At 66.4% G+C, this 25,146-nt stretch carries 12 protein-coding genes, 1 tRNA gene and 3 pseudogenes; 9 read left to right on the top strand and 7 right to left on the bottom strand.

Translation table 11 applies throughout. The annotated features are described in order from the left end of the window. Positions 1–19: 19 nt before the first annotated feature. Positions 20–1,768 (bottom strand): annotated as a pseudogene (locus BLU84_RS21380) (efflux RND transporter permease subunit); the annotation flags it as partial. Between the two features lie 1,663 nt (positions 1,769–3,431). On the opposite strand from BLU84_RS21380, the gene BLU84_RS21375 reads away from it, so the two are divergent. Next, positions 3,432–3,899 carry a hypothetical protein gene (locus tag BLU84_RS21375; RefSeq protein WP_074871897.1) on the top strand — a complete coding sequence of 156 codons (468 nt, stop codon included), beginning with the start codon at positions 3,432–3,434 and terminating at the stop codon, positions 3,897–3,899. A 122-nt stretch (positions 3,900–4,021) separates the two neighbouring features. On the opposite strand, the gene BLU84_RS26765 is transcribed toward BLU84_RS21375, so the two are convergent. Further along, complete coding sequence (locus BLU84_RS26765) at positions 4,022–4,339, bottom strand: hypothetical protein (protein ID WP_139175171.1); 318 nt, start codon at positions 4,337–4,339, stop codon at positions 4,022–4,024. A 5-nt stretch (positions 4,340–4,344) separates the two neighbouring features. Next, on the bottom strand, positions 4,345–9,789 hold the full coding sequence (locus tag BLU84_RS21370; RefSeq protein WP_083382987.1) for an RHS repeat-associated core domain-containing protein: 5,445 nt from the start codon (positions 9,787–9,789) through the stop codon (positions 4,345–4,347). A 237-nt stretch (positions 9,790–10,026) separates the two neighbouring features. Here BLU84_RS21370 and BLU84_RS21365 point away from each other — a divergent pair, with 237 nt between their 5' ends. Next, positions 10,027–10,683: a response regulator gene (locus tag BLU84_RS21365; RefSeq protein ID WP_074871891.1), complete on the top strand. Its 657-nt coding sequence runs from the start codon at positions 10,027–10,029 to the stop codon at positions 10,681–10,683. A gap of 810 nt (positions 10,684–11,493) precedes the next feature. Here the strand turns inward: BLU84_RS21365 and BLU84_RS21360 are convergent. Next, a tRNA-Arg gene (locus BLU84_RS21360) sits at positions 11,494–11,570 on the bottom strand. A 366-nt stretch (positions 11,571–11,936) separates the two neighbouring features. On the opposite strand from BLU84_RS21360, the gene ubiA reads away from it, so the two are divergent. The 5 genes from ubiA (at position 11,937) to BLU84_RS21335 (ending at position 20,373) form a co-directional block, all read left to right on the top strand. Further along, positions 11,937–12,848: a 4-hydroxybenzoate octaprenyltransferase gene (ubiA, locus tag BLU84_RS21355; protein WP_074871888.1), complete on the top strand. Its 912-nt coding sequence runs from the start codon at positions 11,937–11,939 to the stop codon at positions 12,846–12,848. Between the two features lie 171 nt (positions 12,849–13,019). Then, a complete protein-coding gene (locus BLU84_RS21350; RefSeq protein WP_083382986.1) occupies positions 13,020–15,077 on the top strand; it encodes a CshA/CshB family fibrillar adhesin-related protein in 2,058 nt (685 codons plus the stop codon). 182 nt (positions 15,078–15,259) lie between these two features. After that, positions 15,260–15,772 carry a Rid family hydrolase gene (locus tag BLU84_RS21345; RefSeq protein WP_083382985.1) on the top strand — a complete coding sequence of 171 codons (513 nt, stop codon included), beginning with the start codon at positions 15,260–15,262 and terminating at the stop codon, positions 15,770–15,772. A 216-nt stretch (positions 15,773–15,988) separates the two neighbouring features. Further along, a complete protein-coding gene (locus BLU84_RS21340) occupies positions 15,989–17,428 on the top strand; it encodes a short-chain fatty acid transporter (RefSeq protein WP_074871883.1) in 1,440 nt (479 codons plus the stop codon). Between the two features lie 1,184 nt (positions 17,429–18,612). Beyond that, a complete protein-coding gene (locus BLU84_RS21335) occupies positions 18,613–20,373 on the top strand; it encodes a M64 family metallopeptidase (RefSeq protein WP_083382984.1) in 1,761 nt (586 codons plus the stop codon). Positions 20,374–20,440: 67 nt separating this feature from the next. On the opposite strand, the gene BLU84_RS21330 is transcribed toward BLU84_RS21335, so the two are convergent. The 3 genes and pseudogenes from BLU84_RS21330 to BLU84_RS27850 all read right to left on the bottom strand — a co-directional run. Next, complete coding sequence (locus tag BLU84_RS21330) at positions 20,441–20,728, bottom strand: hypothetical protein (protein WP_074871879.1); 288 nt, start codon at positions 20,726–20,728, stop codon at positions 20,441–20,443. A 302-nt stretch (positions 20,729–21,030) separates the two neighbouring features. Further along, positions 21,031–21,555 (bottom strand): annotated as a pseudogene (locus BLU84_RS27855) (ComF family protein); the annotation flags it as partial. A gap of 321 nt (positions 21,556–21,876) precedes the next feature. Beyond that, a pseudogene (locus BLU84_RS27850) lies at positions 21,877–22,053 on the bottom strand (double zinc ribbon domain-containing protein); the annotation flags it as partial. Between the two features lie 477 nt (positions 22,054–22,530). Between BLU84_RS27850 and bioB the strand changes: the two are divergent. Both bioB and bioF read left to right on the top strand, forming a co-directional pair. Beyond that, positions 22,531–23,547: a biotin synthase BioB gene (bioB, locus tag BLU84_RS21320; RefSeq protein ID WP_074872113.1), complete on the top strand. Its 1,017-nt coding sequence runs from the start codon at positions 22,531–22,533 to the stop codon at positions 23,545–23,547. 18 nt (positions 23,548–23,565) lie between these two features. Beyond that, positions 23,566–24,804: an 8-amino-7-oxononanoate synthase gene (gene bioF / locus BLU84_RS21315; protein ID WP_074871875.1), complete on the top strand. Its 1,239-nt coding sequence runs from the start codon at positions 23,566–23,568 to the stop codon at positions 24,802–24,804. Positions 24,805–25,146 lie beyond the last annotated feature (342 nt).

The raw sequence follows: 25,146 nt of genomic DNA, 5'->3' as shown, positions 1-25,146 counted from the left end.
TTAGTTCAGTGGTGAGCCGCTACTTACGGGTCTTAAGCCACCGGCGAACGAGCAGTTGATACGCGGCTGGAATGACGAGCATCGAGAGCAGCGGCGCGCTCAACATGCCGCCGATCATAGGCGCTGCGATGTGTTGCATAACCTCTGCGCCGGCTCCGCTACCGACCAAGATAGGCAATAGACCAGCAAGGATGACGGCGACTGTCATTGCCTTCGGTCGTACGCGCTGCACCGCACCCTCGCGAATCGCCGTATCTAGCTCTATTACACCGGAATCCGGATTTTCAGCCAGTTGACGCTCCCATGCATGTCGCAGGTGTAACGGCATGATGATGCCGAATTCCGCCGCGACGCCAGCTAGTGCGATAAAACCGATCAACGTGGCGACCGATACCGCGTGGCCCATCGCCCAGATCAGCCACAGGCCGCCGACCAGCGCGAACGGCAGGCTGAGCATGATGATCCCGGCTTCCGAGACACGGCGGAAGACCAGATAGATCAAGCCGAAGATGATGATCATGGTCATTGGCGCCACCACGCGCAGACGTTCGCTGGCGCGTTGCAGGTACTCGTACTGTCCCGACCAATCCGCCGCGTAGCCCGGCGGCATCGATACGCCCTTGGCCACGGCGCGTTGCAGATCCGCCACGACCGAACCCAGGTCGCGTCCGGCTACATCGACGTAGACGTAGTTGCTCAAGCGGGCGTTATCGCTGCGCAGCATCGGCGGACCTTCGCTAAAACTCAGATTGGCCACCTGGCTCAATGTCAGTTGCGCTCCGTTCGGTGCGATCAGCGGCAATTGTGCAAGCGCCGACGGCGAGTCGCGGATCGTTCGCGGATAACGCACCACCACTGGATAGCGCTCTCGACCTTGTATCGTCTCGGCCACTGGCTCGCCGCCCACCACTGTGGTGATCAGGCGCTGTACGTCGGCTTGGCTCAGTCCGTAACGCGCTGCCGCATCAGGGCGGATTTTCACGTCCAGATAGCGACCGCCCGCGATGCGCTCGGCCAGGGCGGAGCTTACCCCGGGCACAGTGCGTGCGACCTGCTCGATGCGACCGCCGAGCTCGGCCAGCACCTGGGTATCTGCTCCAGACACCTTGATCCCGATTGGGCTCTTGATGCCGGTCGCGAGCATGTCGATGCGATTGCGGATCGGCGGTACCCACAGATTCGTCAGGCCGGGGACCTTGACCGCGTTGTCGAGTTCACGGCGCAGTTTTTCCGGAGTCATTCCTGCGCGCCACTGGCTGCGTGGCTTGAACGTTACCGTGGTTTCGAACATCTCCAGCGGCGCCGGATCAGTGGCGGTTTCGGCGCGGCCGGCCTTGCCGAACACATGCGCGACCTCGGGCACGGTCTTGATCATCCGATCAGAGAGTTGCAGCAGTTGCCGGGGCTTGTCCGCCGACAGGCCTGGCAACGCGGTGGGCATGTACAGCAGCGTGCCTTCCTCCAGCGGCGGCATGAACTCGGTGCCGACGCGGGCGTACGGGATCAGAGTCAGTGCCAGAAGCACACCGCTCAAGCCCAGGATCAGGCGGGGATACCGCAGCACCCAATCCAGTATCGGCCGGTAGCTTGCGATCAACACTCGGTTAATCGGGTTCTCTTTCTCCGGGCGAATACGGCCGCGGATCAGGTAGCCCATCAGCACCGGAATCAGCGTGACCGACAAACCCGCCGCGGCGGCCATCGCATAAGTCTTTGTGTAAGCCAGCGGCGAGAACAGACGACCTTCCTGGGCCTGCAACGCAAACATCAGGCACAGCGCGCCTGCCTGCAAGCGCTGGCGTCGGTTGCTGATCGCGTGGGGTTCGATGTCCCGCTCGCGTAGTACTCCCAAGCGCAGGCAGCCCAAGTGATCGAGGCGGTGACCTGCGCGTATGAAGCGTCGATACGCCAGCGCTCCAATCCGCGCCTTTCCGATGATGCTCCATTCAACGACCTGTTTCCCTACGTCGACGATCTGAGGCCATACGCCGACTGGCTGGAGGAGTAGGCTGTTCTGATATCCCAGCTACTAGGAGGGTCGTATGGAACGTCCGCTTACTGTCGATGAACTGATCGAGAAGCTGCGGGAATACTCTGAGAGCGGGTACGGAGGTGCTTTCGTAATTACCGCGCCGGCGGGTTCGGCAGTCGAGAGTACGCATGGCCCCGTGCGTGAGGCAGATGCGTTCGCTCTCCGGCATGCCGCGCAGGCAGTCGGCGAGTTCGTCGTTAGCGCTGATCATGGTGGCCTCCGTGGCCTCCGTGGCCGTCGTTGGGTGACGGCATGAACGCTTCCTTCGGAGGTGAATCCATGTGGTTTTCGCGAAGAAGAATGGATGCTCTCGTTCGCGGACAGCTGCCGGACAGGAACGCGCGCGCTGCAACGAGAACGCCCCGCAAGTGCGGGGCGTTGGCGGCGTCCGGTGGCGGCAGAGTTGCAAATTTGCAACTCTGCGAGAGCCTTGCCCCGCAGGGGATTGCATCGAAGAATGGTCAAAAGGTCGCTAGATCGTGCTCGATCAGATCGGCAAATGTGCCTATCTCGAACGTGGCCGCGATTAGCTTGGTGGCGCCGATGCAAGTCGATCTCGCAAGTGCAAACCTCTTGAGTGCAAACCCGATTCGCGAATCTGGCGCTAGCGAGGTTTTGCGGCGTCGCCCCCCGCATCGAAATATGCTCGGGAAGGACCCGCCGGATTTCATCCGCCGAAGTCGCGTCGTGTCGGCGCGTGTGGGCCGCGTACTACGAAGGTGAGGCAATGGCAGCAGCTCGCATGCGCGCCGTACGTTGCGGCTGTGTCGCGTCGTCGCTGCGTCGAGCTGTTCGAAGACAATGCCGTTCTTCGTCAAGCTGGTGGCGCGGGTCTGAGTTCGACCGGCGCAATCGTTCTTGCAGATGCGGCCTGCGGCCGCGGTCCCGGTGGTTGCGGCCATCGCGGCAACCGCCGGGCAGGGCGCCGGAGCGACCCTCAGACCGGGGCGAAGCCCTTGGTAGTCTTCTTTTCGTTCTTCTCGGTGCGCTTTTCCTTCTTGGTCTTGGCCGGTTTCTTCTTGGTTTCTTTCTTGCGGTCTAGGCCCTTGCTCATGATGTTTTCCTCGCTGGATGATGGTGCGGTGCGGCGGATGCTGGGCGCCCGGGCGCATTATGGGCCCAGGCAGGCGTTCGTGTGCGGGAGAGGGCTGGGGCGCGCCTGCCGGAGGGGGGGATACCTTACTGTTTTCACGCGTAGTTGAAGGTCGGAATACGTCGTCACAAGCGTCACGACCGTCACAGCGGCGATACCTACGGCGACCTTCTCTTTCCTGCGCGTGGTGTCAGGTCGGAATACCGCGTCACGAGCGTCACAACCATCACACCATCGCGAAAGCGCTTGAGCTCCTGCGTGGTCGGCCGCATCGTGTTCGCAGGTCAAGTACAAGCACGAAGTAGCATGAAGATCACGAAGCGCAGGCAACCGCGTCGCGCGGTGCGGACATTCACAGAGGCGGCCGGCCTGCACGAACGCATGGAGACGAAGCTACTCCGCATCTGCGCCGACATCGGCTGGATCTGCGGATGGCGGGAGGAGCGACTGGAGCCGGCACCGTCGGCACGTCGGTCGTCGCGGAAGCGGGTCATGCTCGGCCGTGCGCTGGCGGAGGAAGCCAGGGCGCAGGAGGCCGAGGCGTTCCGTCCCATCGAGGCGACGTTCGTATCGAGCGGGCGAACCGCCTACGCCCAGTCGGAGCCGGCGGCCGAGGCGAGCGGTTTGGTCGACATCGTCATCGACCTGCAGGATGAGTTGGCACGGCTCGGGCACATGAGCATCAGCACCAGCGAAGTAGTCGGCGCGCTCGGTGATCCGAGAGTGCGCTCGCCCGGCCGACAACTGTGGGAGCAACGACGGTCGATGATGTAGCAAGCACTCAAAAAGAAAGGCCCCGTTGCCGGGGCCTTCAAGATAGCTGCGAATATTCACGAAACCCTGGGCGATTCAATGGAGGAGTCACACTATGACTGCAATTGAGGTTTTGAAAATACTTACTGGGGTGAAGGTGAGAATGTTTCGTCGTAAAGTATCTTAATTATTCTTCCAGTTGCGATGTTTCGCCCTTCCCATAAGGCGATTTCCTGATCGGTCGCTAAGAAGGGCTGCGCAAGTTCGAGATTCAAAAATTTAACCGTAAGCTCATAGGTCATTCCAGGGAGGATGACGGTCCCATCAAGAAAGATCCGGCAATCAAATGCATTGCCTTGAATGAACATCGGGCAGTTGTAGTGGGTGCCGTCAATCGATTTGGTTCGCCCCCCTTCATTGGGTTTGAGAAAGTACACTCTAATTGCTACGTCTGGAATCATCGTTCTCAATGTCCGTTTTGGGGTGGCGCAGGGTGATCAGGAATCCGCGGCACAAGCTGTGGGAGCCGGTTATCGGGGATGACCCATGCGGGAATGCCTCGATCAACGGTCACTGGGACTAAGCCCTCAAGTACAGCCTCGGACACTTCGGTGCTTACGATTGTGTAAGGTGGATCGCCAAAAGCACTCTCTGCCTGTCTCGCATACGAAGCTGCGTGTTCAGCCGAGGTAGTAAAATATTTTCCCTCAGCGGAGCCTCTATTCAAAAATGCGCCCGTATGCAAGATGTCTGAAAGTTCATCAGGGCCAACAGCGCGATACAGAGTCGTGGGGTTCGTATTGCAAATCGCGTTTACCCCAAGCGTAACACCTCCAATAGCTTCTGCTGCTCCCTCGGCCGCAACGGATGCAATCCTATTGGCTGTGAACGGGCGGGTAAGCCATAAAAGCCCAAATTCGCCTGCCCCATAAAAAACAGCGGGCGCCGAAACGACAGCAAGACTCCATCCAATTACCGGTCCCAGCCAGTCGTCGGGGCTTCGTGGCGGGGCTTTAACTTTATGGATGTATTTGTTCTCCCAATTGTCAACGCTAGAGAGACCACGCGCATCGCTGCGCTGGAGCGGATTGCCCCCGGTGTACGCATAGCTGCTAACACCGCCTCCCAAGCCAATCGGATCGCTTTGGATGTACCGGCCTGTGGCCGGATCGTAGTCGCGAAAGTAGTTGTAGACCAATCCGCTAGCAGCATCGAACCGCTGCCCCGGAAACCGCATATTGAACACGAACGCAGTGCCGTCCAGGTCGGGATCCTGGTTCGGCGGGCTGTTGCCGAACGTTTCGCTCTTCGCGTCCCAGGTCCAGACCGCGACGTTGCGGGTCGGGTCGATCACCGCACGCGGCGTACCTAGGTGGTCGGTCTGCACGTACATCAGGGACTGCGTCGCCCCGCTACCAACTAGCAGGCCGGCAGGCGCATCGTCGAACCACACCGCTTGCTGCTTGGCCGCGCCGGCGGCGTCGTAATCGCCGATCCAGTTACCGCCTTCGTCGTATAGCGTGTAGGTCTCGACCGCGCCGGCACCGTTCGCAACGGACACCCGTTCGCCGAGCGCGTTGTAGCGATAGCTGGCTTTGACGATGCCGTTCTGCTTGGCTTGGCTCAGCCGGTCGTTGGCGTCGTACACGAACTCTCGCGCCGTGCCGCCGATGCTGATCGTGTTGCCGACCGCGTCGTAGCCTCTCGCGACGCTCGCCACCTGGGTTAAGCGATGGGTGCCGGACAGGTAGCCGTAGGTCTTCTCACCGCCGCCATCGACCACGCTCGTACGGTTGCCGGTCGGGTCGTACTTGTACTTCTCGATCGAGTTCGCCCCATCCAGGGTCTGGGTCAAGCGGCCGAGCTCGTCGTACTTGTAGTTCGCCAGACTGGTGCTCAGCAGGCCGTCCTTGAGCTCCTTGATCTCGCCGACTTCGTTGAAGACGTAGCCGAGGGACAGGCCACCGCTGGCATTGTCGCGGATGGACTTGACTCGATAGTCCAGATCGGAATCGATTAGAAGGTTCCGGCCATTGCCATATGACCAGCCTAGGGAGGGGCCAAATGGCTGATAGAACGCGTACTCGATCAGCTTGGTTTTCGTTGAGCCCGTTGGAGTGACGTCGATATCTGTGATTCGGCCGTCGCCGCCACGGGTGTAGTTCGCGATCGCACCGTCCGGGTAGGTGAGGGCGATAACGCGGCCTGCGCGGTCATAGCCGTACTTGAGTGTGAAGCTGCGGCCCGCAACGGTCTGGACCTTGCGAGCGATGTCGCCGAAGCGGTTGTAGCAATACTGCAACTCGGTACCGTTGTACCGCATCGCCGTCACGCGGCCCTTGGCAAAGGTCTCGTCGGCCGCGCAAGCAGAACTGGCGGTGTCGTAGTCGTACTCGACATCGGCTGGTCCGGTCGCGGTGTAGAAGATCGCTTTGGGACGGCCCAGCGCATCGTAGGTATAGCGATGGGCGACGGCGTCGTTGGCGTCCTTCTTGGTCGCCAGTTGGCCGGCGGCGTTGTAGGTGTAGTCGGTCACCCCGGTGTCCGGGCTGGTCAGCCGGGTCCGATCACCGAACCCGTTGTAGGCGTACGTGGTGGCCAGGGTGTTGGGATCGGTGACCTTCACGACCTGATCGAGCGCGTTGTACTCCACCTTGGTTTCGACCGGCGTCGCCACCGCGGTGTTGCTGCCCGGCGGCGTGATGCCGACCTGCTGCAGGGTGCGACTCAAACGGTTGAGCGGATCGTAGGATTGGGTGGACACCCGGCCCAAGGCGTCCGTTACCTGGTCGACGTTGTCGTTGTTGTCGTACCGGAACGTCGTGGCGTTCTGCGAGGCATCCTTGGCGGCGATGCGCTGGCCGAGCGTGTTGTAGACGTTCGACAGCGTCTGGGTGATCAGATCGGTGCTGTTCTTGGTGTTCTGTTGCTTGAGGTTGCCGGCGTTGTCGAGCGTGAAATTGACGAAGTTTCCATTTCCATCCGATATCGCCCTGACGCGCCTCGCATTGTCATAAGAGAAGCCGACAAAGTTTCCACCTCGATCAATGAATTGGACGACGCCATCCGCTTCGTACGCGATCTTGGTTGCCCGATCATCGTCCTCGGTCGTGTCGTTGGTCCCACGGACCTTGATGTCGGTAAGCCACCCGCGCGGGTTGTACGCGAACTCGGTCGGCACACCATTGGCGTCGATTACCAGCAGCGGTCGCCCCTGCGGGTCGTAGCCCATGACCTCGGCCGTCTGTCCCATCGCATTGATCGTCTTGCGCAGATCGCCTTTGCGATAGGTGCACAGCGCCGGATTGGTGGCGCAGGTGCTGTCGTCGCTTCCGTAGTACTCGAAGCGAGTTACGTCGCTGACGTCCGTGCGCGGCCCGTCCACCGACTTCAGCAGGCCTAGGATCGGGCAGGTGCTGTTGGCGGCGGCGACATCGGTGGCCTCGCAGTAGGCGTAGGTCGTGGTGCGGACCTCGTTGGTGACGGTATCGCGCACAGCCACGCTGACCGGTTGCAGCCGGGCGTTGCGGGTGATGCGGGCCTCCTGGCTGCCGATGGCCGAGCGGATCGCCCGGTTGGTGGCCACATCGGTCGTGACGGTGCTGACGCGCTGCTCAGGTTTGCCGTAGGCCTCGGTAATCGTCTCGGTCCGCGCCAACGCGCCGGTTACGGCGTCGTTGGCCTCCGTATACGCGTGACGGGTTTCGATCTGCTTGCGGTCGGTGGTGGTGGCCACGCGGCGACGGAAGTCGGAGCTCTCGTCGTTGTAGGTCGTGGCGGCCGTGCCGCGGCTGGTTTCGGAAATGCCGTTGATCCGGCGCGGAGCGCCACTGGCCGGCGTAGCGGTCAGGGCGAAGGTGGTCTGGTTGCCCAGCGCGTCGGTCACGACCGAGCCGCCGGTCGTCGGATACGTCAGGGTGACGCCGTCCGCACCGCCATCGTGTTGGCTGGAGATCACCCGGCCTTTGTCGTCGTAGGCGAAGGTGCTGTACCGCTTGTTGCCTTCGATGGTGACGCCGGTCAGATAGCGTGGGAACCGGGTGTCTTCGTAGTGATACTTGCGCTTGAAAGAATTGGCGTAGGCGATGGTCTCGACTTGGCCGCCCGCCGTGTAGTTGTACCTCGCGACCGCCAGTCCGGCCGAACGAATGACCGAGATCGGGGCGCTGCGGTTGGTGCCGGCATACTCGAAGCTCAGGCTGCGGCCGGTGCTGTGGGTGATGGTGCTTAACCGCCGCATCGGGTCGTAGGCGTAGGTCAGCGCGGTGCCGTCCTCGAACTGCTGCTCAAGCAGGCGGCCGTCCGGGCCGAACAGCAGGGTGCGGTCGCTCCGGAACAGGCGCCAGTTGCTGCCGTTCTGAACGACGCGGTCGCCGCGCCCGTTATCGCCTTCGTAGGCCGTGCCGACCTGGGTAAACGACAGTTGCGAACCGTCGGCTTCGACCAAGCCGACATACAGCGTGTCGCTGGTGCTGTCCGGATCCTTGCCCACGGTCAGGCGGAGGTTGTGCGAGTGGGTCCAGCCGTCGCCGAACCCGCCCATCGGCGCCGTGGTGAGCGAGTGGAAGTATCGGACGAAGCTGATCCAGCCCAGGTCGAAGTCGAGCTCGGGCTGCATCTTGTCGCCGGTGCTGGGATCGCACGGATTGCCGACAGGGCACTGGCCGGTCGGCAGCACCGAGGTGGTGTATGGCTTGCGATGGTCGAAGCTGGTCGTGGTGGAGCCGACGCAGGCCTTGACCTGGTTGTCCCAGCGGGTGGCGGCCGGGTTGGGGCAGTTGCCGTCGCGGGTACGCGCGAACGAGGACGATACCTGCCTGGGGTTGCAAGGTCCCAGATTGGAGTACTGGTAAGTCGCGGTATAGGAGACGAATTCGTAGATGGGACTGGTGCCGTCGGGTGCGTACTGGACCGGCTGGGTCGCTCCCTGGACGATGGTGGTATTGGGCGTGCAACCGGCCTGGATGCTGCGCTGGTCGTAGCGGGCCTTCTCTTTGGCGAGCGCATCATCCAGCGAGGTGCCGCCGTTGCCGTACGTCCAGGGGCTGAACGCCAGCGCCTCCGGGCTCAACTCGTACTGCACCACCGTCCGGTTCCGCAGGATGGTCATGCCTGCGACGTAGTAGTTCAGCGGTCGGCTGTCGCGTACCGCGGGCAACAGGTTGGCCTTGGTGGCTTCCTGGATCGCGAACTCGCTACGGAACGGGCCGCCCGGCGCATGGATGGTGTTCCACAGTTTGTCCGTTTCCTGGGCCGAGGCGCCCAGCGAGATGGCAGCGGCGAGTGTAGACAGCAGGATGGTCCAGATCTGTCGCGATGGGCGCTGGGGTGGTGGGCTTGAACCGGAAGCGGGGTGTCGCGCTGTTGAGGGCGAGGGTCTTGCAGTCACGAGACAACTCCTTTTGGCACGGTGCAGCAGCGCAGGCAGCAAGCCTGCGCCTAGGGAGGCGATTCGGGCGAGCGCAGTCGGCCGCCTGAAGAAGGGCGGCGACAGGAGTGGGAGAGGTTGATCTGCACGGTAGGGCACTTCCATGTCGGTGCCGGACAAGGCCACAGCATCCGTGTGGCGGTTAGGAATATCATTCGCTAGCCGAGTGTTGCTGGCAAGCATCTCGCGCTGCGAGACCATTGGTCGGGTCGTCAGCGGTGCGAATGTGACTTCATTCAGCGTGTTGTGGCTGTAACAATTTGTGCGCGCAAACGTGCCGTCCACGTCGACGATTCGCACCTGTGTGGGTAACCCTCGGTACAGGTAGAACTGCCGGGCTTGCGCGCGAGCTGCCGCTGCTGCGCCCTCGCGGCTGGTAAACGGAACCGGCGACCGAGTGCCATCCACGACGACGCACCAGTGCTTCGACCCGAACGGAACAACGTCGAAGTTGATGACGGATGGATCGTCTGAATCTTCCATCTAGGACTCCTGCTCGGAGAGAGGTGGAAGACGCTAACAAAGGCGGAAGCAGCAGGGCTGTAGGAAAGCTCTGATTTTGTTTGCGCGTTTGCCGAGATTATTTCAGCGCTCGTCTATCACTGCCTTGCGCTACGCCGAGATTCGACTCGGCGAAAAGCAAAATTGAAATGATTGAGTTGATGGCGGCGAGGGCGTGTTGGTGTAGTGCGTCCCCGGAGCGTTATGCCGGGAACGAAAATGATTCGTGTGTTCGTGATCGACGACCATCCGTTGGTGCGCGTCGGGCTGACGTGGGTGTTGGAGACGCAAAAGGATCTGCGTGTGGTGGGCGAAGCCGACAACGGCATGAGCGCGCTGACGGCTGTCGCACGGCATCATCCTGATGTCGTGATCTGCGACTTCCACCTGCCGGACATGGATGGCTTGGAGGTCACCCGCCGGTTGCTGGCGGAGCACCCAGACCTGAAGGTGCTAATCGTCTCGGTGGTTGATGGTGGGCCGGTGCCGCGTCGTCTTCTCGCGGCCGGCGCGATGGGCTACGTCTCGAAGGCCCGCGACGGCAGCGCGGTCGTGCGCGCGGTGCGTGAGGTCGCCGCTGGTCGGCGTTATCTGGACGACGCGCTGGGCGCACGGGTGCTGTTCGAGACGACGCCGTTCGACCACCTTAGTCCGCGTCAGTTGGAGGTCGCGCTACTGATGGTGCAGGGCAAGCGTAACGCGGAGATTGCGCTGGAGTTGAACCTGATGGAATCCACTATTCGCACCGTGCGGGCGAAGGTGATGACCAAGCTAGGGGTGCAGACCGACATCGCGCTGCCGCGGTTGGCGATGGACTGCGGGTTGATTCCGCCTGCTGGCGATGGCGGCGCCTTCCGTTCGAATCGCTCCGGATAACCGCGACCGGCGCCGCACAGTCACCGCGCATCGGCCCGCTGCGGGGCCGATGCGCGTGTGTTACTCAGATGCAATCAACTTAGAGAACGGTGCACCTGCCCTGTCTGTCGCAGATTGCATAGACGGACCATCTTTCGCCGCTGCACTCGTAGATCCTGAGGCCCACTTGTACTCGGGAGCCTTCTTCCTCAACGGTGCATGCCCTGCCTGGGCCAGGAGTCGACGCGTATGCGCTGCACAAGCCCACGCCCACTGCGAGCAGCCCGACCGCCAAACCTTTCACCATGTTCATGCTCATGAGAATTCCTTGTTCGAGGGGGCGCTGCTGGACTACGCGTGGTTCCTTCCCGGACGTCAGCAGCTTCCCGTCGGGCCACAAGTCAGCCTAGAGTCGGCAGCTCCATTGTGCTTGGCGATGACCTAGGTTTCGACGACTTCCGCGGGTTGACGTGCGCCATCAGGAGTCGCGAATCCGGTTTCTGCGGCAGCGCCAAATCGGCTTGCCTCGGAAGTTCATCGAACTGGTTGGCTACGCAGGAACCACTGTTCGAATCGCTCCGGGTGACCAAAAGACCGAACCAACCGCGAAAACACCCCTTCTCAAATCCACCTTGTTTTGGCCCTTTGCGCACACGAGCGTTTGGTCTCAGGACCAACCGACCGGAGAAAAGAGGGCGGGAGAGAGAGGAAAACGGCCCGATCCGGCGCCGAGCCGAAACCCCCAAAACCAAACGCCCCTCGCAAACGCCCGCCAGTAACGGGGCTCGCAAAGGGGCGTACGGACAGCGGAGAAACTTTCCCGCTGAGAATTGGCGCGCCTGGAGGGATTCGAACCCCCGACCAACGGCTTCGGAAGCCGCTACTCTATCCGGCTGAGCTACAGGCGCTTAGAGATCGCGCACGGCCGGGTCGCGGCGTGCGGCCGTGCATCATAGCGGAATCCGGTGGCCTGGGTGAATCCGTGTCGTCGGGGCTCCGGGCGGTTCCGGGGATGTCCGCTGGCATCGTCGCCGGTCGGACCTTGCCGGCCCGGCCGGTCGGCCAGGCCGCATCGACAAGTACGGTTCTATCGGCCACCGCAACGGCCCGATAAGGCCGGCGCTCGGCCACGACCAAAGCCCGCGCCGCGCCAATCCGCCGCTGCGCTTTCCACTCGGCGCCCCCAGTCCGCGCCGCCCGCCAGCCCGACTCGGCAAGCCCGCGAACCCACCCCGCCCAGGCGCCGCTCCCCTGCCGCGTTACTCTATTGCGCTATGGATCACGCCCATCCCCATCTGCCCGCGCCGGACTGGCGGCGGCGTCTGTCGCTGTATTGGAAGCTGACCCGCGGCGACCGGCCGATCGGCTGGCTGTTGCTGCTGTGGCCGACCTGGTGGGGGCTGTGGATCGCGGCCGGCGGGGTGCCGCCGTTGTGGACGCTGTTCGTGTTCTCGGCCGGGGTCTGGCTGACCCGCGCGGCCGGTTGCGTGATCAACGATTACGCCGATCGCTGGCTGGACCCGCACGTGGAGCGCACCCGCAACCGTCCGCTGGCGACCGGCGAGCTGCGCGGGCGCGAGGCGCTGGCGGTGTTCGCGGCGCTGATGCTGGCGGCGTTCGCGCTGGTGCTGACGATGAACCGGCTGACCGTGCTGATGAGCGTGGTCGGGGTGGTGTTGGCGGCGAGTTATCCCTACCTCAAGCGCTACACCCATCTGCCGCAGGTGTACCTGGGCATGGCGTTCGGCTGGGGCATTCCGATGGCGTTCGCGGCGGTGCGCGGCGAGGTGCCGGCGGTGGCGTGGCTGCTGTACGTGGCCAACATCCTGTGGTCGACCGCGTACGACACCTGGTATGCGATGGTCGATCGCGAGGACGATCTGAAGATGGGCTCCAAGTCCACCGCGATCCTGTTCGGCGATCTCGACCTGGTCGCCATCGGCGTGCTGTACGCGCTGATGTTCGCGGCGTTGGCGCTGGCCGGGCAGCGCGCCGGGCTGGGGCTGTGGTACTACGCCGGGCTGGTCGCTGCGCTCGCGCTGGTGGTTTACGAATTCATGATCGCGCGCGGACGCGAACGCGAGCGCTGCTTCCGCGCGTTCCTGCACAACCATTGGGTCGGTCTGACGATCTTCGCCGGCCTGGCGCTGGACTATCTGCTGCGCGGCGCGCACGCGGCGGCCTGAACGGCAATCTGAACGATAGTCGGGCCGCCGCGTCGGCCCGTGCATTTCAAGTGGCGTTGACAGCTCGACTGGCACACTCCGGCCACGTCGAAGCGGAGGGCGCGGCGTAGTCGGCCCCTTCCGCGCGCGGCCCGGCCGCGCGGCGTAGTCCGTCGCCGTTTGGAAGTCCGCATGTCTTCAGTCCTGTCTGCGCGCCGCCGGCGCGTGCGTTTCTCTCGCCTGTGTCCGGCCACGCTCGCGCGCCGCATCGCCGCGCTGAGCTTGATCTGCGTGGCCTTGCCGCTGACCGCGCAGGCGCAGTTCGCCACCGGCGGCGCCGGGCGCTTCAAGCAGAACATCTACTGGTTCGACTGGGGCACCGCGCCCAACACCATCGCCCAGTCCGGCGTCAGCGTGACCAATGTGATTCCGCTGTCGGGGCAGGAACTGCGCGTGACCTGCTCGTTGAGCAACATCAGCGGCGGCACCGCGCCGTCGCTGCGCATCTACCGGCCGGGCGACTGGACCGGCGACGGCCTGGACGATCTGTACAACATCGGCGGCACCGGCACCGCCAACACCATGGACATCGGCCTGCGCAACAACGTCAACGGCACCACGGTGAACTTCGACTTCACCTGTTCGGCCACGCTCGGCGCGCCGGGGCAGCCGAACCCGCCGGCGTACCAGCTCGAGGGCCTGGTGGTCGCCGACGCCGAGCAATCCTCGAACTCCGAATACCTGCAGGCGACCATCGCCACCAGCAACGCCGGCCAGCCGACGGTCTGGCGGGTCATCGACCGCTTCCGTTCCGCCAACTGCACCAGCAGCACGCCGGCGCTGCTGACCGAAACCGCCACCACCCGCACCCTGCGTTTCGGCGCGGCGCCGTTCTGCTCGTCCGGCCCGATGGGCGTGGGCTTCATGGAGAACGCGACCAGCGCCAGCGTGCAGTTCTTCGGCGGCGGCGGTTCGGCGGTGGCGCTGGGCGTGGTGGTGGTGGATTCCACCGACCACGGCGACGCGCCCAGCAGTTACGGCGATGCCATCCATCTGGCCCAGTTCGCCTGGAGCGGCGGTACGTTGACGCCGGGCGTGAGCGCCAACATCAACGACAGCAGCTTCGCCCTGGCCGAGCTGGTGCCGCCGAGCACGCGCCTGGGCACCGCGCTGGATTCCGAATCGGCCGCGCAGTACTCGGCCAACGCCGACGGCGACGACTTGCTCGGCAGCGACGACGAAGATGCTTTTGCCGCGCCGCTGGGCAGCGTCATGGCCTTGCCGGGCAACACCTACACCTCGCCGCCGATCGCCTGCACCGGGCCGGGCACGGTGCGCGGCTGGATCGACTTCAACCGCGACGGCGACTTCGCCGATGCCGGCGAAGTCTCGACCAACAGCCCGACCTGCAACGGCACCACCACGGTCAACCTCAGCTGGACCGTGCCGGCCGGCGTGCGCACCGGGCGCAGCTACATGCGCCTGCGCATCGCCAGCAATGCTGCGCAGATCGCCGCGCCGAGCGGCTCGGCCAACGACGGCGAAGTCGAAGACCATGTGCTGACGCTCGCCGATGCGCGCATCGCCCTGGTCAAGCAGGTCGACGCGCGCGCCGATGCCGCCGATCAATTCACCGTCAGCCTGTTGCAGGGCGCCAGCACGCTCGCCAGCGCCGCCACCAGCGGCGCCGGCACCAGCGCGAACACCGGCGCGGTGTTGTTGGCGTCGGGCACCGGCTACACCCTGCGCGATGCGCTCAGCGCCGGGCCGACGCCGTTTGCGCGCTATCTCAAGAGCATCGCCTGCGTCGCCAACCCCGGCAGCAGCGGCGCGCTGCCGGCGCCGGCCGGGCCGAGCGGCACCGGGCCGGTCGACTGGACGCTGACGCCCAACGCCGGCAACGACCTCACCTGCACCATCCGCAACCGCGCCGCGCTGACCGGGCTGCGGATCAACAAGACCGACAGCCAGACCACCTACACCCCGGGCGTGGACCGCGAGTACACCCTCATCGTCAACAACGACGGCGCGGCCGCGGCGGTCGGGGCTCAAGTCAGCGATACGCTGCCGCCCGGCGCGACCTTGTCGGCGCCGTGGCGCTGCACCGCCAGCGCGGGTTCGGCCTGCGGCGCCGCCAGCGGCGGCACGGTCGGCGGCAACAGCGTGGCGTTGACGGTGGACCTCGCGGCCGGCGGCAGCGCGACCATCGTGGTGCCGGTGCGCTACAGCGCCAATCCGGGCGATTACTGAGGCGGCGCGGCCTTGATGGGCGCCGATGCGGGCCGCGGCATCAGCGCCCGCATCGTCCGATCGCAGCGAGGTCGCCGAACGCGAGCCCGCAACGCCGGCACAACGCAAGCGTGATCCAGAGCAACGACGCCGTCGCGCCGACAGTGCGCAATGGCCGCCTTGCCCTTGCGAGTAACGCCGCCATGCTCCGATCGCTCTTGCCGCTGTGCGTGTCGTTCGTCTGCTGCGGCGCGATCGCCGCGCCGCCCGCGCCCCAGGCCGCGCCGCCGACGCGCGAGCACTTCGCGCCGCCGGGCTGGGAAGGCTCCTACCACGACCTGCACTACTCGCCGGTGGTGCGCATCGGCGACCGGGTCATCGTCTCCGGCATCCCGACGCCGGACGAGGGCGACGACGAAGCCAAGGCGCGCGCCTTGTTCGTCGCGCTGCGCGCGCACCTGCGCAGCGCCGGCGCCGACCTGGACGATGTGATCGAGCTGCAGAGCTTCCACGTCGCCCGCGACCAGGCCGAATTCCGCCAGCGGATCGAGCCGGTGCTGAAAGTGCATCGCGAATTCTTCAAGGACCATTACCCGGCCTGGACCGCGGTGGCGGTGAGCGGCCTGTACTCGAAGAGCGCGACGTTCGAGCTGCGCGCCGAAGCGGTGATCGGCTCGGGCAAGGCGCCGCGCGCTCAAATCGACAAGCGACCTTGAGGCGACCTATCTCCCTGTAGGAGCGGCGCGAGCCGCGACTGCGACAACGCAACTACGCCGAAGGTTTCGAGGCAGTTGCGTTGTCGCAGTCGCGGCTCGCGCCGCTCCTACAGGGATACTCCCCAGCACCACCACGGCGTTTGCGACTAAAGTCCAAGTGGCCCGCGCACCCCCGGCTCGGACAATGCCCCAGCCTTCGCAGGACTTCGCCACGCCATGACTTCCGCCGCTCCCGCCGCCGACGGCCCGCTCGCCCGTTTCGCCCTGCGCAGCGCCGCCTGGGCCGAACGCTGGTTTCCCGATGCCTATGTGTTCGCCGCGCTCGGCGTAGTCGTGGTCGCGCTCGCCGCGCTGGCCTTCGGCGCCACGCCCACCGCCACCGCGGCCGCGTTCGGCGACGGCTACTGGAGCCTGATCCCGTTCACCATGCAGATGGCGTTCGTGGTCATCGGCGGCTACGTCGTCGCCACCGCACCGGCGGTGGCGCGGCTGATCGACGCGCTGGCGCGCGTGCCGCGCACCGGCCGCGGCGCGATCTGCTACGTCGCCCTGGTCAGCATGCTGACTTCGCTGCTGAGCTGGGGCCTCTCGCTGGTGTTCGGCGGCCTGCTGGTGCGCGCGCTGGCGCGGCGCGAAGACCTGGACATGGACTACCGCGCCGCCGGCGCCGCCGCCTATCTCGGCCTGGGCGCGGTGTGGGCGATGGGCCTGAGCTCTTCGGCCGCGCAGTTGCAGGCCAATCCGGCGAGCATGCCGCCGGGGCTGCTGGCGATCACCGGCGTGATCCCCTTCAGCGAAACCATCTTCCTGTGGCAGTCGATCGCGCTGACCGCGGCGCTGATCGCGGTCTCGCTGCTGGTGTGCTTCCTGACCGCGCCGCGCGGCGCTTCGGTCAAGCGTGCGCGCGAATTCGAAGGCGCCGACCGCCTCGCTGCCGAGGAAACCCACGCCGCCGCGCTGCCGCCGCGCACGCGCCCGGGCGAGTGGCTGGAGTACAGCCCGCTGATCACCTTGCTGCTGGCGTCGATGAGCGTGGGCTGGCTGGTCTACGAATTCGCGCAGAAACCGGCGGTGGTGGCGATCGCCAACCTCAACACCTACAACTTCCTGTTCCTCACCGCCGGCCTGTTGTTGCACTGGCGCCCGCGCAGCTTCCTCAACGCGGTCGCGCGCGCGGTGCCGAGCACCGGCGGCGTGCTGATCCAGTTTCCGCTCTATGGCGGCATCGCCAGCCTGCTGACCGCGGCCAAGGGCGCCGACGGCCAGACCCTGGCCCATCACCTGTCCAGCGTGTTCGTGCGCATCGCCAGCACCGAGACCTTTACCCTGGTGATGGGCGTGTATTCGGCGGTGTTGGGCTTCTTCGTGCCCTCCGGCGGCGGCAAGTGGATCATCGAGGCGCCGTATGTGATGCAGGCCGCCAACGACCTGCAGGTGCACCTGGGCTGGGCGGTGCAGGTGTACAACGCGGCCGAGGCGCTGCCGAACCTGATCAACCCGTTCTGGATGCTGCCGCTGCTGGGCGTGCTGGGGCTGAAGGCGCGCGATATCGTCGGCTTCACCTTCCTGCAGTTGCTGGTGCATATCCCGTTGGTGCTCGGCTTGCTGTGGCTGCTTGGAATGACCTTGAGCTATCACCCGCCGGTAATGCCTTAAGCCCATCGCCGCGCCCGGCGCAAGCGGAAAAATCCTACCCTCGCGCGCGCCGATGGCCGACTGACGCAGTCGGCCGCGCCGCGCGATCCTGTGCGCCGTGGAGACGCCGCGCAAACCGAGCGGCGACAGCGGAAAGGAGGCCGCGCCGCTCCACGATCGCGTTCCCGGCAATGTCGTTCGGCGGTCGTCGTCGCTGCGGATTCTCAATGTGCGAGAACCGCTACAGCGATAATGGCAGCACGCGGCGGGAAGGGAATCCAGGCCGATAAAAGGCGCTCAAGGACGCAGCGCCGCAGGGGCTAGGGAAGCGCATCGCAAGCGACAAGCATCCTCGTCGGTGGAGAACTTGCGATGCCGGGCCCCGAGCACGGCAGGGAACGTCGGCCAAGCGAACCCGCCCGATTCGATCAGGCGCGCCAGGAGGCGCAATGCAGGGAGCACCGCCAGGGACGGCGGGCGTTCGGAATCGGGGATGCGCCAGGATGGCGCGCGTGGCGGCACGGATGCCGCCACCGGGTGGGGGCCAAGGAGGGCCGGCGGGCCGCGCGCGCTGCGCGGCCCGGTGGTTTGCGCAGCGCGCTGCATGCGCACTGCGCCGCGCGGCATGCGCAGCGCGAGGGGAGGATCTTCAGTCCCGACGCTTTCGGCTCCGAGCGGGTCGAAGCCGCGTCGCGGCCGATTGAAGGCGTCGGGCCTGAAGGTCTTTCCCGGGATGAGATCGGTGTTGCGGCGGTGTGGATCGTGCTTGCCGAAGCCACGTTGTTACACAGTCCAGCGCAACTCACCGACCGTCATCCCCGCGAAGGCGGGGATCCAGAGCCTTCAGCGCCATGTTTCGACAAAGCCTCGAATCCGCGCGTCCGCAGGGGTGACATCGGCGCGTTCCGCCGCGCCCTTCGAAACGTCGCAGCGCGCGACAGCATATCCATAGCCGCCACCCCAAGCGCCCAGTTGCATTTCCGCAATCGCGCATCACAAAACCGCCCACGCCGCACCCACGAATACTGTGACCGCGCCGACGCTCGCCGCCGCGGACGTGGAGTAGCGTGCTGACGTCGCCGCACGCGCGATCGTCGCCGATCGCGCGCGTTCCGTCGCCACCGCCGCAGGCTCTCATCGACGTCGCCGCCGAGTCGTGCGCGGACGTTGGCGCGGGCCCGTCCGTCGCTCGCAGGGGAGCCGCCATGAGACTGTCCACGTTGCTGTGCGCCGCCGCCTTGTCGTTGGCGGCGGCTTGCGTCCACGCCGCGGTGCCGGCGCACTACGTCGTGTTCGAAATGGACGCGCAGGGCCGCGCCGAACCGGTGTTCTACACCCAGGTGCAACTCAACGACCCGCAGCGCGATCTGCGCGGCAGGCAGCCGGCCGAGCGCGGGATCGAGCGGGTCGAATACCGCGTCTCGCGCGACGGCGCCAAGAGCGCGCAGGTGTTCGAGGCGCAGGTGCCGCAGTTCCTGCGCGCCGAGTTCGCCGCCGACCCGGAGCACGGCGACGGCCGCATCGAACTGCACCGGCCGCTGCGCGATGCGCATCGCGCCTTCGTGGTGCGGGTGCCGTTGGACGCCGCCGACGCCATCGAGCTCGGCGGCGGCGCGGCCAAGGCGGCGCAGCGCTTCGACCTGCGCGAACTGGCGATCCGCGCCGCGCAACTGCCGCTGGCCGCGAGCGCGCGCGGCGCGATGCCGCTGGCGGCGCCGTTGTCGGGCGATGCGCAGGCCAGCGCCGTCAAGGCCGCCAACTCCGGCAACCGGCTCGACATCCTGGTGCTCGGCGACGGCTACACCAGCGCCGAACAGACGACCTTCGCCAATCACGCCGCGACGTTGAAGACGGCGCTGTTCAACGTCAGCCCGTACAAGGACTATCAGAACTTCGTCAACTGGCAAACCGGCTTCGTCGCCTCGAGCCAGTCCGGCGCCGACCATCCGCCGTATCAGGCCGGTTGCACCGGCACCAGTTGCTGCGCCGACACCGCCGCGCGCACCGATCCGCGCGCCGGCACCTTCGTCACCACCGCGCTGGACGCGACCTTCTGCACCAGCCAGATCCACCGCCTGCTGACCACGCGTTCGTCCAAGGTCATGGCCGCTGCGGCCGGGTTTCCGGACTGGGACAAGATCCTGGTGACGGTCAACGACCCGGTCTACGGCGGCGCCGGCGGTTCCTACGCGACGATTTCGGCGCACACCAGCGCCGCGCTGATCGCGATCCACGAATTCGGCCACAGCTTCCACGGCCTGGCCGACGAGTACGACTCGCCGTATCCGGGCTTCCCGGCCTGCAGCGACCTCGGCGGCAGCGCGCCGTGCGAGGCCAACGTCACCAACCAGACCAACGCCAGCCTGGTGAAGTGGCGCAGTTGGTTCACGCCCGGGCTGCCGATCCCGACCCCGGCCGGCACCAGCGGCACCGGCTTGTTCCAGGGCGCGCGCTATCTGAGCAGCGGCATGTACCGGCCGGTCGACAACACCTGCCTGATGCGCGCGTTGGGCAATTCGTTCTGCCCGGTGTGCCGGCAGGAGTATGTGCTCAAGCTCTATCGCGGCGGCTTCGGTTCGCCCGCGGCCGGCATCGACTTGATCGAGCCCGGCACCGAAGCGCCGTCGCCGGCGACGACGGTGAGCTATGCGCGCGGCAGCACCCGGCGTTTCTCCGCGACGCTGCTGCAGCCCAGCCTCGGCGCAGTGGCGGTGCAGTGGTATCTCGACGGCGTGGCGATCTCCGGCGCGACCGCGGCCAGCTACGACTTCCGCCAGGACGCGGCGACACCGGCCACGCGCACGCTCGAATTGCGTGTCACCGATCAAACCGCGTTCGTGAAGGCAGCGATGGCCGGCAACCTGCTGCAGCATTCGCGCACGTGGACGATTCGGGTGGGTGCGGCGCCGGTGGCGCTTGCGCCGAGTGCGGCTGCGCCGGTGGCGCGGCTTGCGGTTTCGCCCTGAGCAGGTGCCGGCGGCTATCGGGTGCGGTGATCGGTTGGTTGCGCTCGGTGTAGGGGGCGGGAGGATGTCACCGTTGCTGCGGGTTGCATCGACGTAGCGGTAGCGCTTCGATGTCGTTGCCGCCGTTGCCGCCGTTGCCGCCGTTGCCGCCGTTGCCGCCGTTGCCGCCGTTGCCGCCGTTGCCGCCGTCGCGGCGGCATGGCGCGTCGATGCGATGACGCTCGGGCCGGCAAGAAATGTCGCGATGAAGCCCTGGGTTCCCGCTTTCGCGGGAACGACGTCTGGTGGGAGCGTCGGTTTGCGCTGTCGTGTAGGCGACTTCTGGCGAGACGCCGGTTTCCTCCCAGAACGTCATCCTCGCGAAAGCGGGGATCTAGAGCCTTCAGCGTGGGGTTTCCGCCTTCGTGTGAGCGACTACAAGCAGGTCGCCGGTTTCCTCTCAGAACGTCATCCCCGCGAAGGCGGGATCCAGAGCCTTCAGCGTGGGGTTTCCGCCTTCGCGTGAGCGACATCAAGCAGGTCGTCGGTCTCCTCCAGAACGTCATCCCCGCGAAAGCGGGGATCCAGAGCCTTCAGCGTGCGCCTGCCCGACTTCCAGCGCCCCGCCTCTTGTACCGAAGCGTCGTTGCCGCATAGCGACGAAAGCCCGCAAGCGATTCACAACGTGCGCGCACACACCCACGCATCGACCCGCTGCGCCCCCGCGCGCTGCAGCGCTTGCGCCGCCGCGTGCAAGGTGGCGCCGGTGGTCATCACGTCGTCGATCAGGATCGCGTGCGCCGGCGGCCGTGCGTCGGCGGTCCAGGCGAAGGCGTCGCGCAGGTTGCGGCGGCGTTGTGCGGCGTCCAGGCGCGACTGCGGCGGCGTGTCGCGCGCGCGGTGCAGGCCGTTCGCGCGCAGCGGCAGGCCCAGGCGGCGCGACAGCGGGCGCGCCAGCTCCAGGGCCTGGTCGTAGCCGCGTTGACGCAGGCGGCTGCGGTGCAGCGGGACTGGGATCAGCGTGGCCGCGCCACGCCCGGCCAGGGGCGCGAAGGCCGCGGCCATGGTCGTGGCCAGCAGGCGCCCGGCAGCGAGGTCGTGGTGGAACTTGAAGCGCGGCAGCAGGCGGTCGAGCGGGGCGCGGTACAGGCTGGCGGCGCGCACTTCGCGCAAGGGCGAGGCGCGGGCGCGGCAGGCGCCGCAGCGGTCGGGCGGGGTGGGTGCGGGGCTTGTCGCCTCGGCGTCGTGCGTCGCGACGGCCGTGGGAGTCGCTTGCGCGCGAGTCGGGTCGGTCGTGTCCGCGGCAGTCGACAACGCGAGGATCGATGTCGAGAGCATCGGCTTCGCAATGGCCGATATCGCTGGAGCGGGTGTCGCCACCGCCGGCGTTGCCGCTGTCGGCGTAGCGATGGCGGGCAGTGCTATGGCGGGCAGCGCCACCGCACGCGTCGGGTCCATCGACGCGGGCTCTATCGACTTCGGATCCATTAGCCCCCAATCCACCGACGCCGCGACCATCGGCATAGCGCACCCCAGGCAACTTCGCTCCGCGCGCGGCCACTGCGCCCAGCAGGCCGCGCACAGATCGCAGCCGGACAGCCCGGGCTCGGCGCAGACCAGGCAGCGCGGCGGCCACAGCGCCCAGGCCAGGCGCGGCCAGAAGCCGGTTGGAGCGGGCAGGGCGGCGAGGGCAGCAGTCATGCGGCCAGTGTCGAAGCCGCGGCGCGGCATTGCCATCGGCGCGCGGCCCGTGCGTCGGGTCGGAAAAGACCTCGCTGCGCCGCTGCGAACGCCTGCGCGACCGGCCATGCCCCCAACCAAGCCCAAGCGACCTTGCCCATTCGGGCCAACCCACCGAAATCGCGGCCAAACCCGCGCCATCCCGCCACCGCACACGACCTGCCTGCCGCGCCACTACCGCCGCCGCCCACGCAACCCACCGCGATTGCGCCGCCAACGCGGCCCCAACGTGGCGAACTCGCCGCAAACATCGCGCAAGTTGCGCTCATTTCGACCCTGGGCGGCTGTCAACCGAATTGGCTGGGCGACGGTTGACAGCCATCCGCCCGCTTCCCAGACTGCCCGCTCCGGCCGCGCCCAGCGCGTCCGGTTCCCTTCCGCCCGCCGTCAGTGCAGTCCGCTGGAGCCAGCCCGGTGCCCAACGCCTCCCCCGAAACGATCCTGCGTCACGACTGGTCCCGCGCCGAAGTCCGCGCGCTGTTCGACCTGTCGTTCCCCGAATTGCTGCACCGCGCCGCGAGCGTGCACAAGGACCACTTCGACCCCGCCGAGGTCCAGGTCAGCACCCTGCTGTCGGTCAAGACCGGCGGCTGCCCGGAAGACTGCGCCTACTGCCCGCAGGCCCAGCGCTACCACACCGGGGTCGACGCGACCAAGCTGATGAGCACCGAGGCGGTGCTGGAGAAAGCCAAGCAGGCCAAGGCCGCCGGCGCCTCGCGCTTCTGCATGGGCGCGGCCTGGCGCTCGCCCAAGGACCGCGATATCCCGAAGGTCGCGGCGATGATCCGCGAGGTGAAGTCGCTCGGCCTGGAGACCTGCGCCACCCTGGGCATGCTCTCCGGCGATCAGGCACGCGCGCTCAAGGACGCCGGCCTGGACTACTACAACCACAACCTCGACACCGCGCCGGAGTTCTACAACGAGATCATCCGCACCCGCGAGTTCCAGGACCGCCTGGACACGCTGGAGCACGTGCGCGATGTCGGCATGAAGACCTGCTGCGGCGGCATCGTCGGCATGGGCGAGTCGCGCGAGCAGCGCGCCGGCCTGCTGCAGACCCTGGCCAACCTGCCCGCGCACCCGGATTCGGTGCCGATCAACCGCCTGGTCCAGGTCGAAGGCACGCCGTTGGCCGGAACCACCGAGCTGGATCCGTTCGAATTCGTGCGCACCATCGCGGTTGCGCGGCTGATGATGCCCAAGTCGATGGTCCGTCTCTCTGCCGGTCGAGAATCGATGAGCGACGAACTGCAGGCGCTGTGCTTCCTGGCCGGCGCCAACTCGATCTTCTACGGCGAGAAGCTGCTGACCACCGGCAACCCGGACACCGAGCGCGACCTGGCGCTGTTCGCGCGCCTGGGCCTGCGGCCGATGCAGATCGTGGAGACCGCAGGCACCGTCCATGCGAGTATTGAGGATCATCAGGACCATCCCGCCCACACCTGCGCCGCCTGAGCGGCGGAGCCACCTGCCATGAGCAGCAGCAGCCAGCGAATCCTTTGGCGCGACCGGATCCACGCCGCACAGGCACAGCGCGTGGCGTCGGCGCGCAGCCGCACCCATCGCGCGGTCAGCCACCGGGACGGCGCGCGCTGCGAAGTCGACGGGCGTTCGCTGGTCAATTTCTGCGGCAACGATTACCTCGGCCTGTCGCAGCATTTCGCCGTGATCAACGCGTTCCAGGACGCGGCCTCGCGCGAAGGCACCGGCGGCGTCGCTTCGCATCTGGTCTGCGGGCATCACGCCCAGCACGAGGCGCTCGAGCGCGAGCTGGCCGACTGGCTGGAATCGCCGCGCGCGCTGCTGCTGGGCAGCGGCTTCATGGCCAACCTCGCCGCGGTGCAGGGCTTGCTCGGCGAAGAAGACGTGTGCGTGCAGGACCGGCTCAACCACGCCAGCCTGATCGACGCCGCGCGCCTGGCCGGCTGCCGTCTGCGCCGCTATCCGCACGCCGATCCCGAAGGCGCGATCCGGCAGTTGCGCAACGTGCCCGACGGCCTGGCGATGCTGGCCACCGACGGCGTTTTCAGCATGGACGGCGACATCGCCCCGCTGCGCGACCTGGCCCTGGTGGCGCGCGCGCAGAAAGCGGTGCTGTACGTCGACGACGCCCACGGAGTCGGCGTCACCGGCCCCGACGGGCGCGGCACGGTCGCCGCGGCGCGCTTGTCGGTGCAGGAAGTGCCGCTGCAGCTGGCGACCTTCGGCAAGGCGCTGGGCAGCTACGGCGCGGCGCTGCACGGCGATGCCGACCTGATCGGGCATCTGGCCGAAACCGCGCGCAGCCACCTGTACACCACCGCGCTGCCGCCGGCGCAGGCCGCGGCCACGCGCGCGGCGATCAAGCTGGCGCGCAACGACCATTGGCGGCGCGAGAAGCTGGCCGAACTGACCGCGCTGTTCCGCGAGCGCGCCACCCAGCTCGGCCTGGAACTGCTGCCCTCGGGCACGCCGATCCAGCCGGTGATGTGCGGCGACGACCGCCGCGCGCTGGCGATGGCGCAGGCGCTGGAGCAGCAGGGTTACTGGGTCGCCGCGATCCGTCCGCCGACCGTGCCGGAAGGCCGCGCGCGGCTGCGGGTGACGTTCTCGGCGCTGCACACGCGCGAGCAGGTCGAGGGCCTGATCGAAGCGCTGGCGCGCGCGGCCGAACGGGTGGCGATCGAGCGCGCCGACGAGGCCGCGCTGGCGACGGCGGGGGTTGGGCGGTAAGCCCTGCGGCTCGTTGCGGCATACGCACCACAACCCCGTCATTCCTGCAAAAGCGGGCTCAGCTTTACGAGGAACGACGGGCGAGATAAGCACCACCCCGTCATTCCCGCGAAAGCGGGAATCCAGGGCTTCACCGAGGCATGTCTCTGAAGTCTCTGGATCCCCGCCTTAGCGGGGATGACGAGCAAGAAAGCAAAAGCGCCAGGAACGGCGGGCGACATAAGCACCACCCGTCATTCCCGCGAAGGCGGGCTCTGCTTTACTTCGGCGGAGCCGAACATTCAGGGCTTTAACGAGGCATGACTCTGAAGTCTCTGGATCCCCGCCTTCGCGGGGATGACG

The organism is Lysobacter enzymogenes (assembly GCF_900106525.1).
GTDB classification, from domain to species: domain Bacteria; phylum Pseudomonadota; class Gammaproteobacteria; order Xanthomonadales; family Xanthomonadaceae; genus Lysobacter; species Lysobacter enzymogenes.
Note: the sequence above shows the minus strand (reverse complement) of the source record. Positions and strands in the feature narration are given on the sequence as shown.

Coding starts and splice junctions, on each gene's coding strand:
- BLU84_RS21375 (WP_074871897.1), top strand. CDS start 3,432: ATGAAGATCACGAAGCGCAGGCAACCGCGTCGCGCGGTGCGGACATTC.
- BLU84_RS26765 (WP_139175171.1), bottom strand. CDS start 4,339: ATGATTCCAGACGTAGCAATTAGAGTGTACTTTCTCAAACCCAATGAA.
- BLU84_RS21370 (WP_083382987.1), bottom strand. CDS start 9,789: ATGGAAGATTCAGACGATCCATCCGTCATCAACTTCGACGTTGTTCCG.
- BLU84_RS21365 (WP_074871891.1), top strand. CDS start 10,027: ATGATTCGTGTGTTCGTGATCGACGACCATCCGTTGGTGCGCGTCGGG.
- ubiA (WP_074871888.1), top strand. CDS start 11,937: ATGGATCACGCCCATCCCCATCTGCCCGCGCCGGACTGGCGGCGGCGT.
- BLU84_RS21350 (WP_083382986.1), top strand. CDS start 13,020: ATGTCTTCAGTCCTGTCTGCGCGCCGCCGGCGCGTGCGTTTCTCTCGC.
- BLU84_RS21345 (WP_083382985.1), top strand. CDS start 15,260: ATGCTCCGATCGCTCTTGCCGCTGTGCGTGTCGTTCGTCTGCTGCGGC.
- BLU84_RS21340 (WP_074871883.1), top strand. CDS start 15,989: ATGACTTCCGCCGCTCCCGCCGCCGACGGCCCGCTCGCCCGTTTCGCC.
- BLU84_RS21335 (WP_083382984.1), top strand. CDS start 18,613: ATGAGACTGTCCACGTTGCTGTGCGCCGCCGCCTTGTCGTTGGCGGCG.
- BLU84_RS21330 (WP_074871879.1), bottom strand. CDS start 20,728: ATGACGTTCTGGGAGGAAACCGGCGTCTCGCCAGAAGTCGCCTACACG.
- bioF (WP_074871875.1), top strand. CDS start 23,566: ATGAGCAGCAGCAGCCAGCGAATCCTTTGGCGCGACCGGATCCACGCC.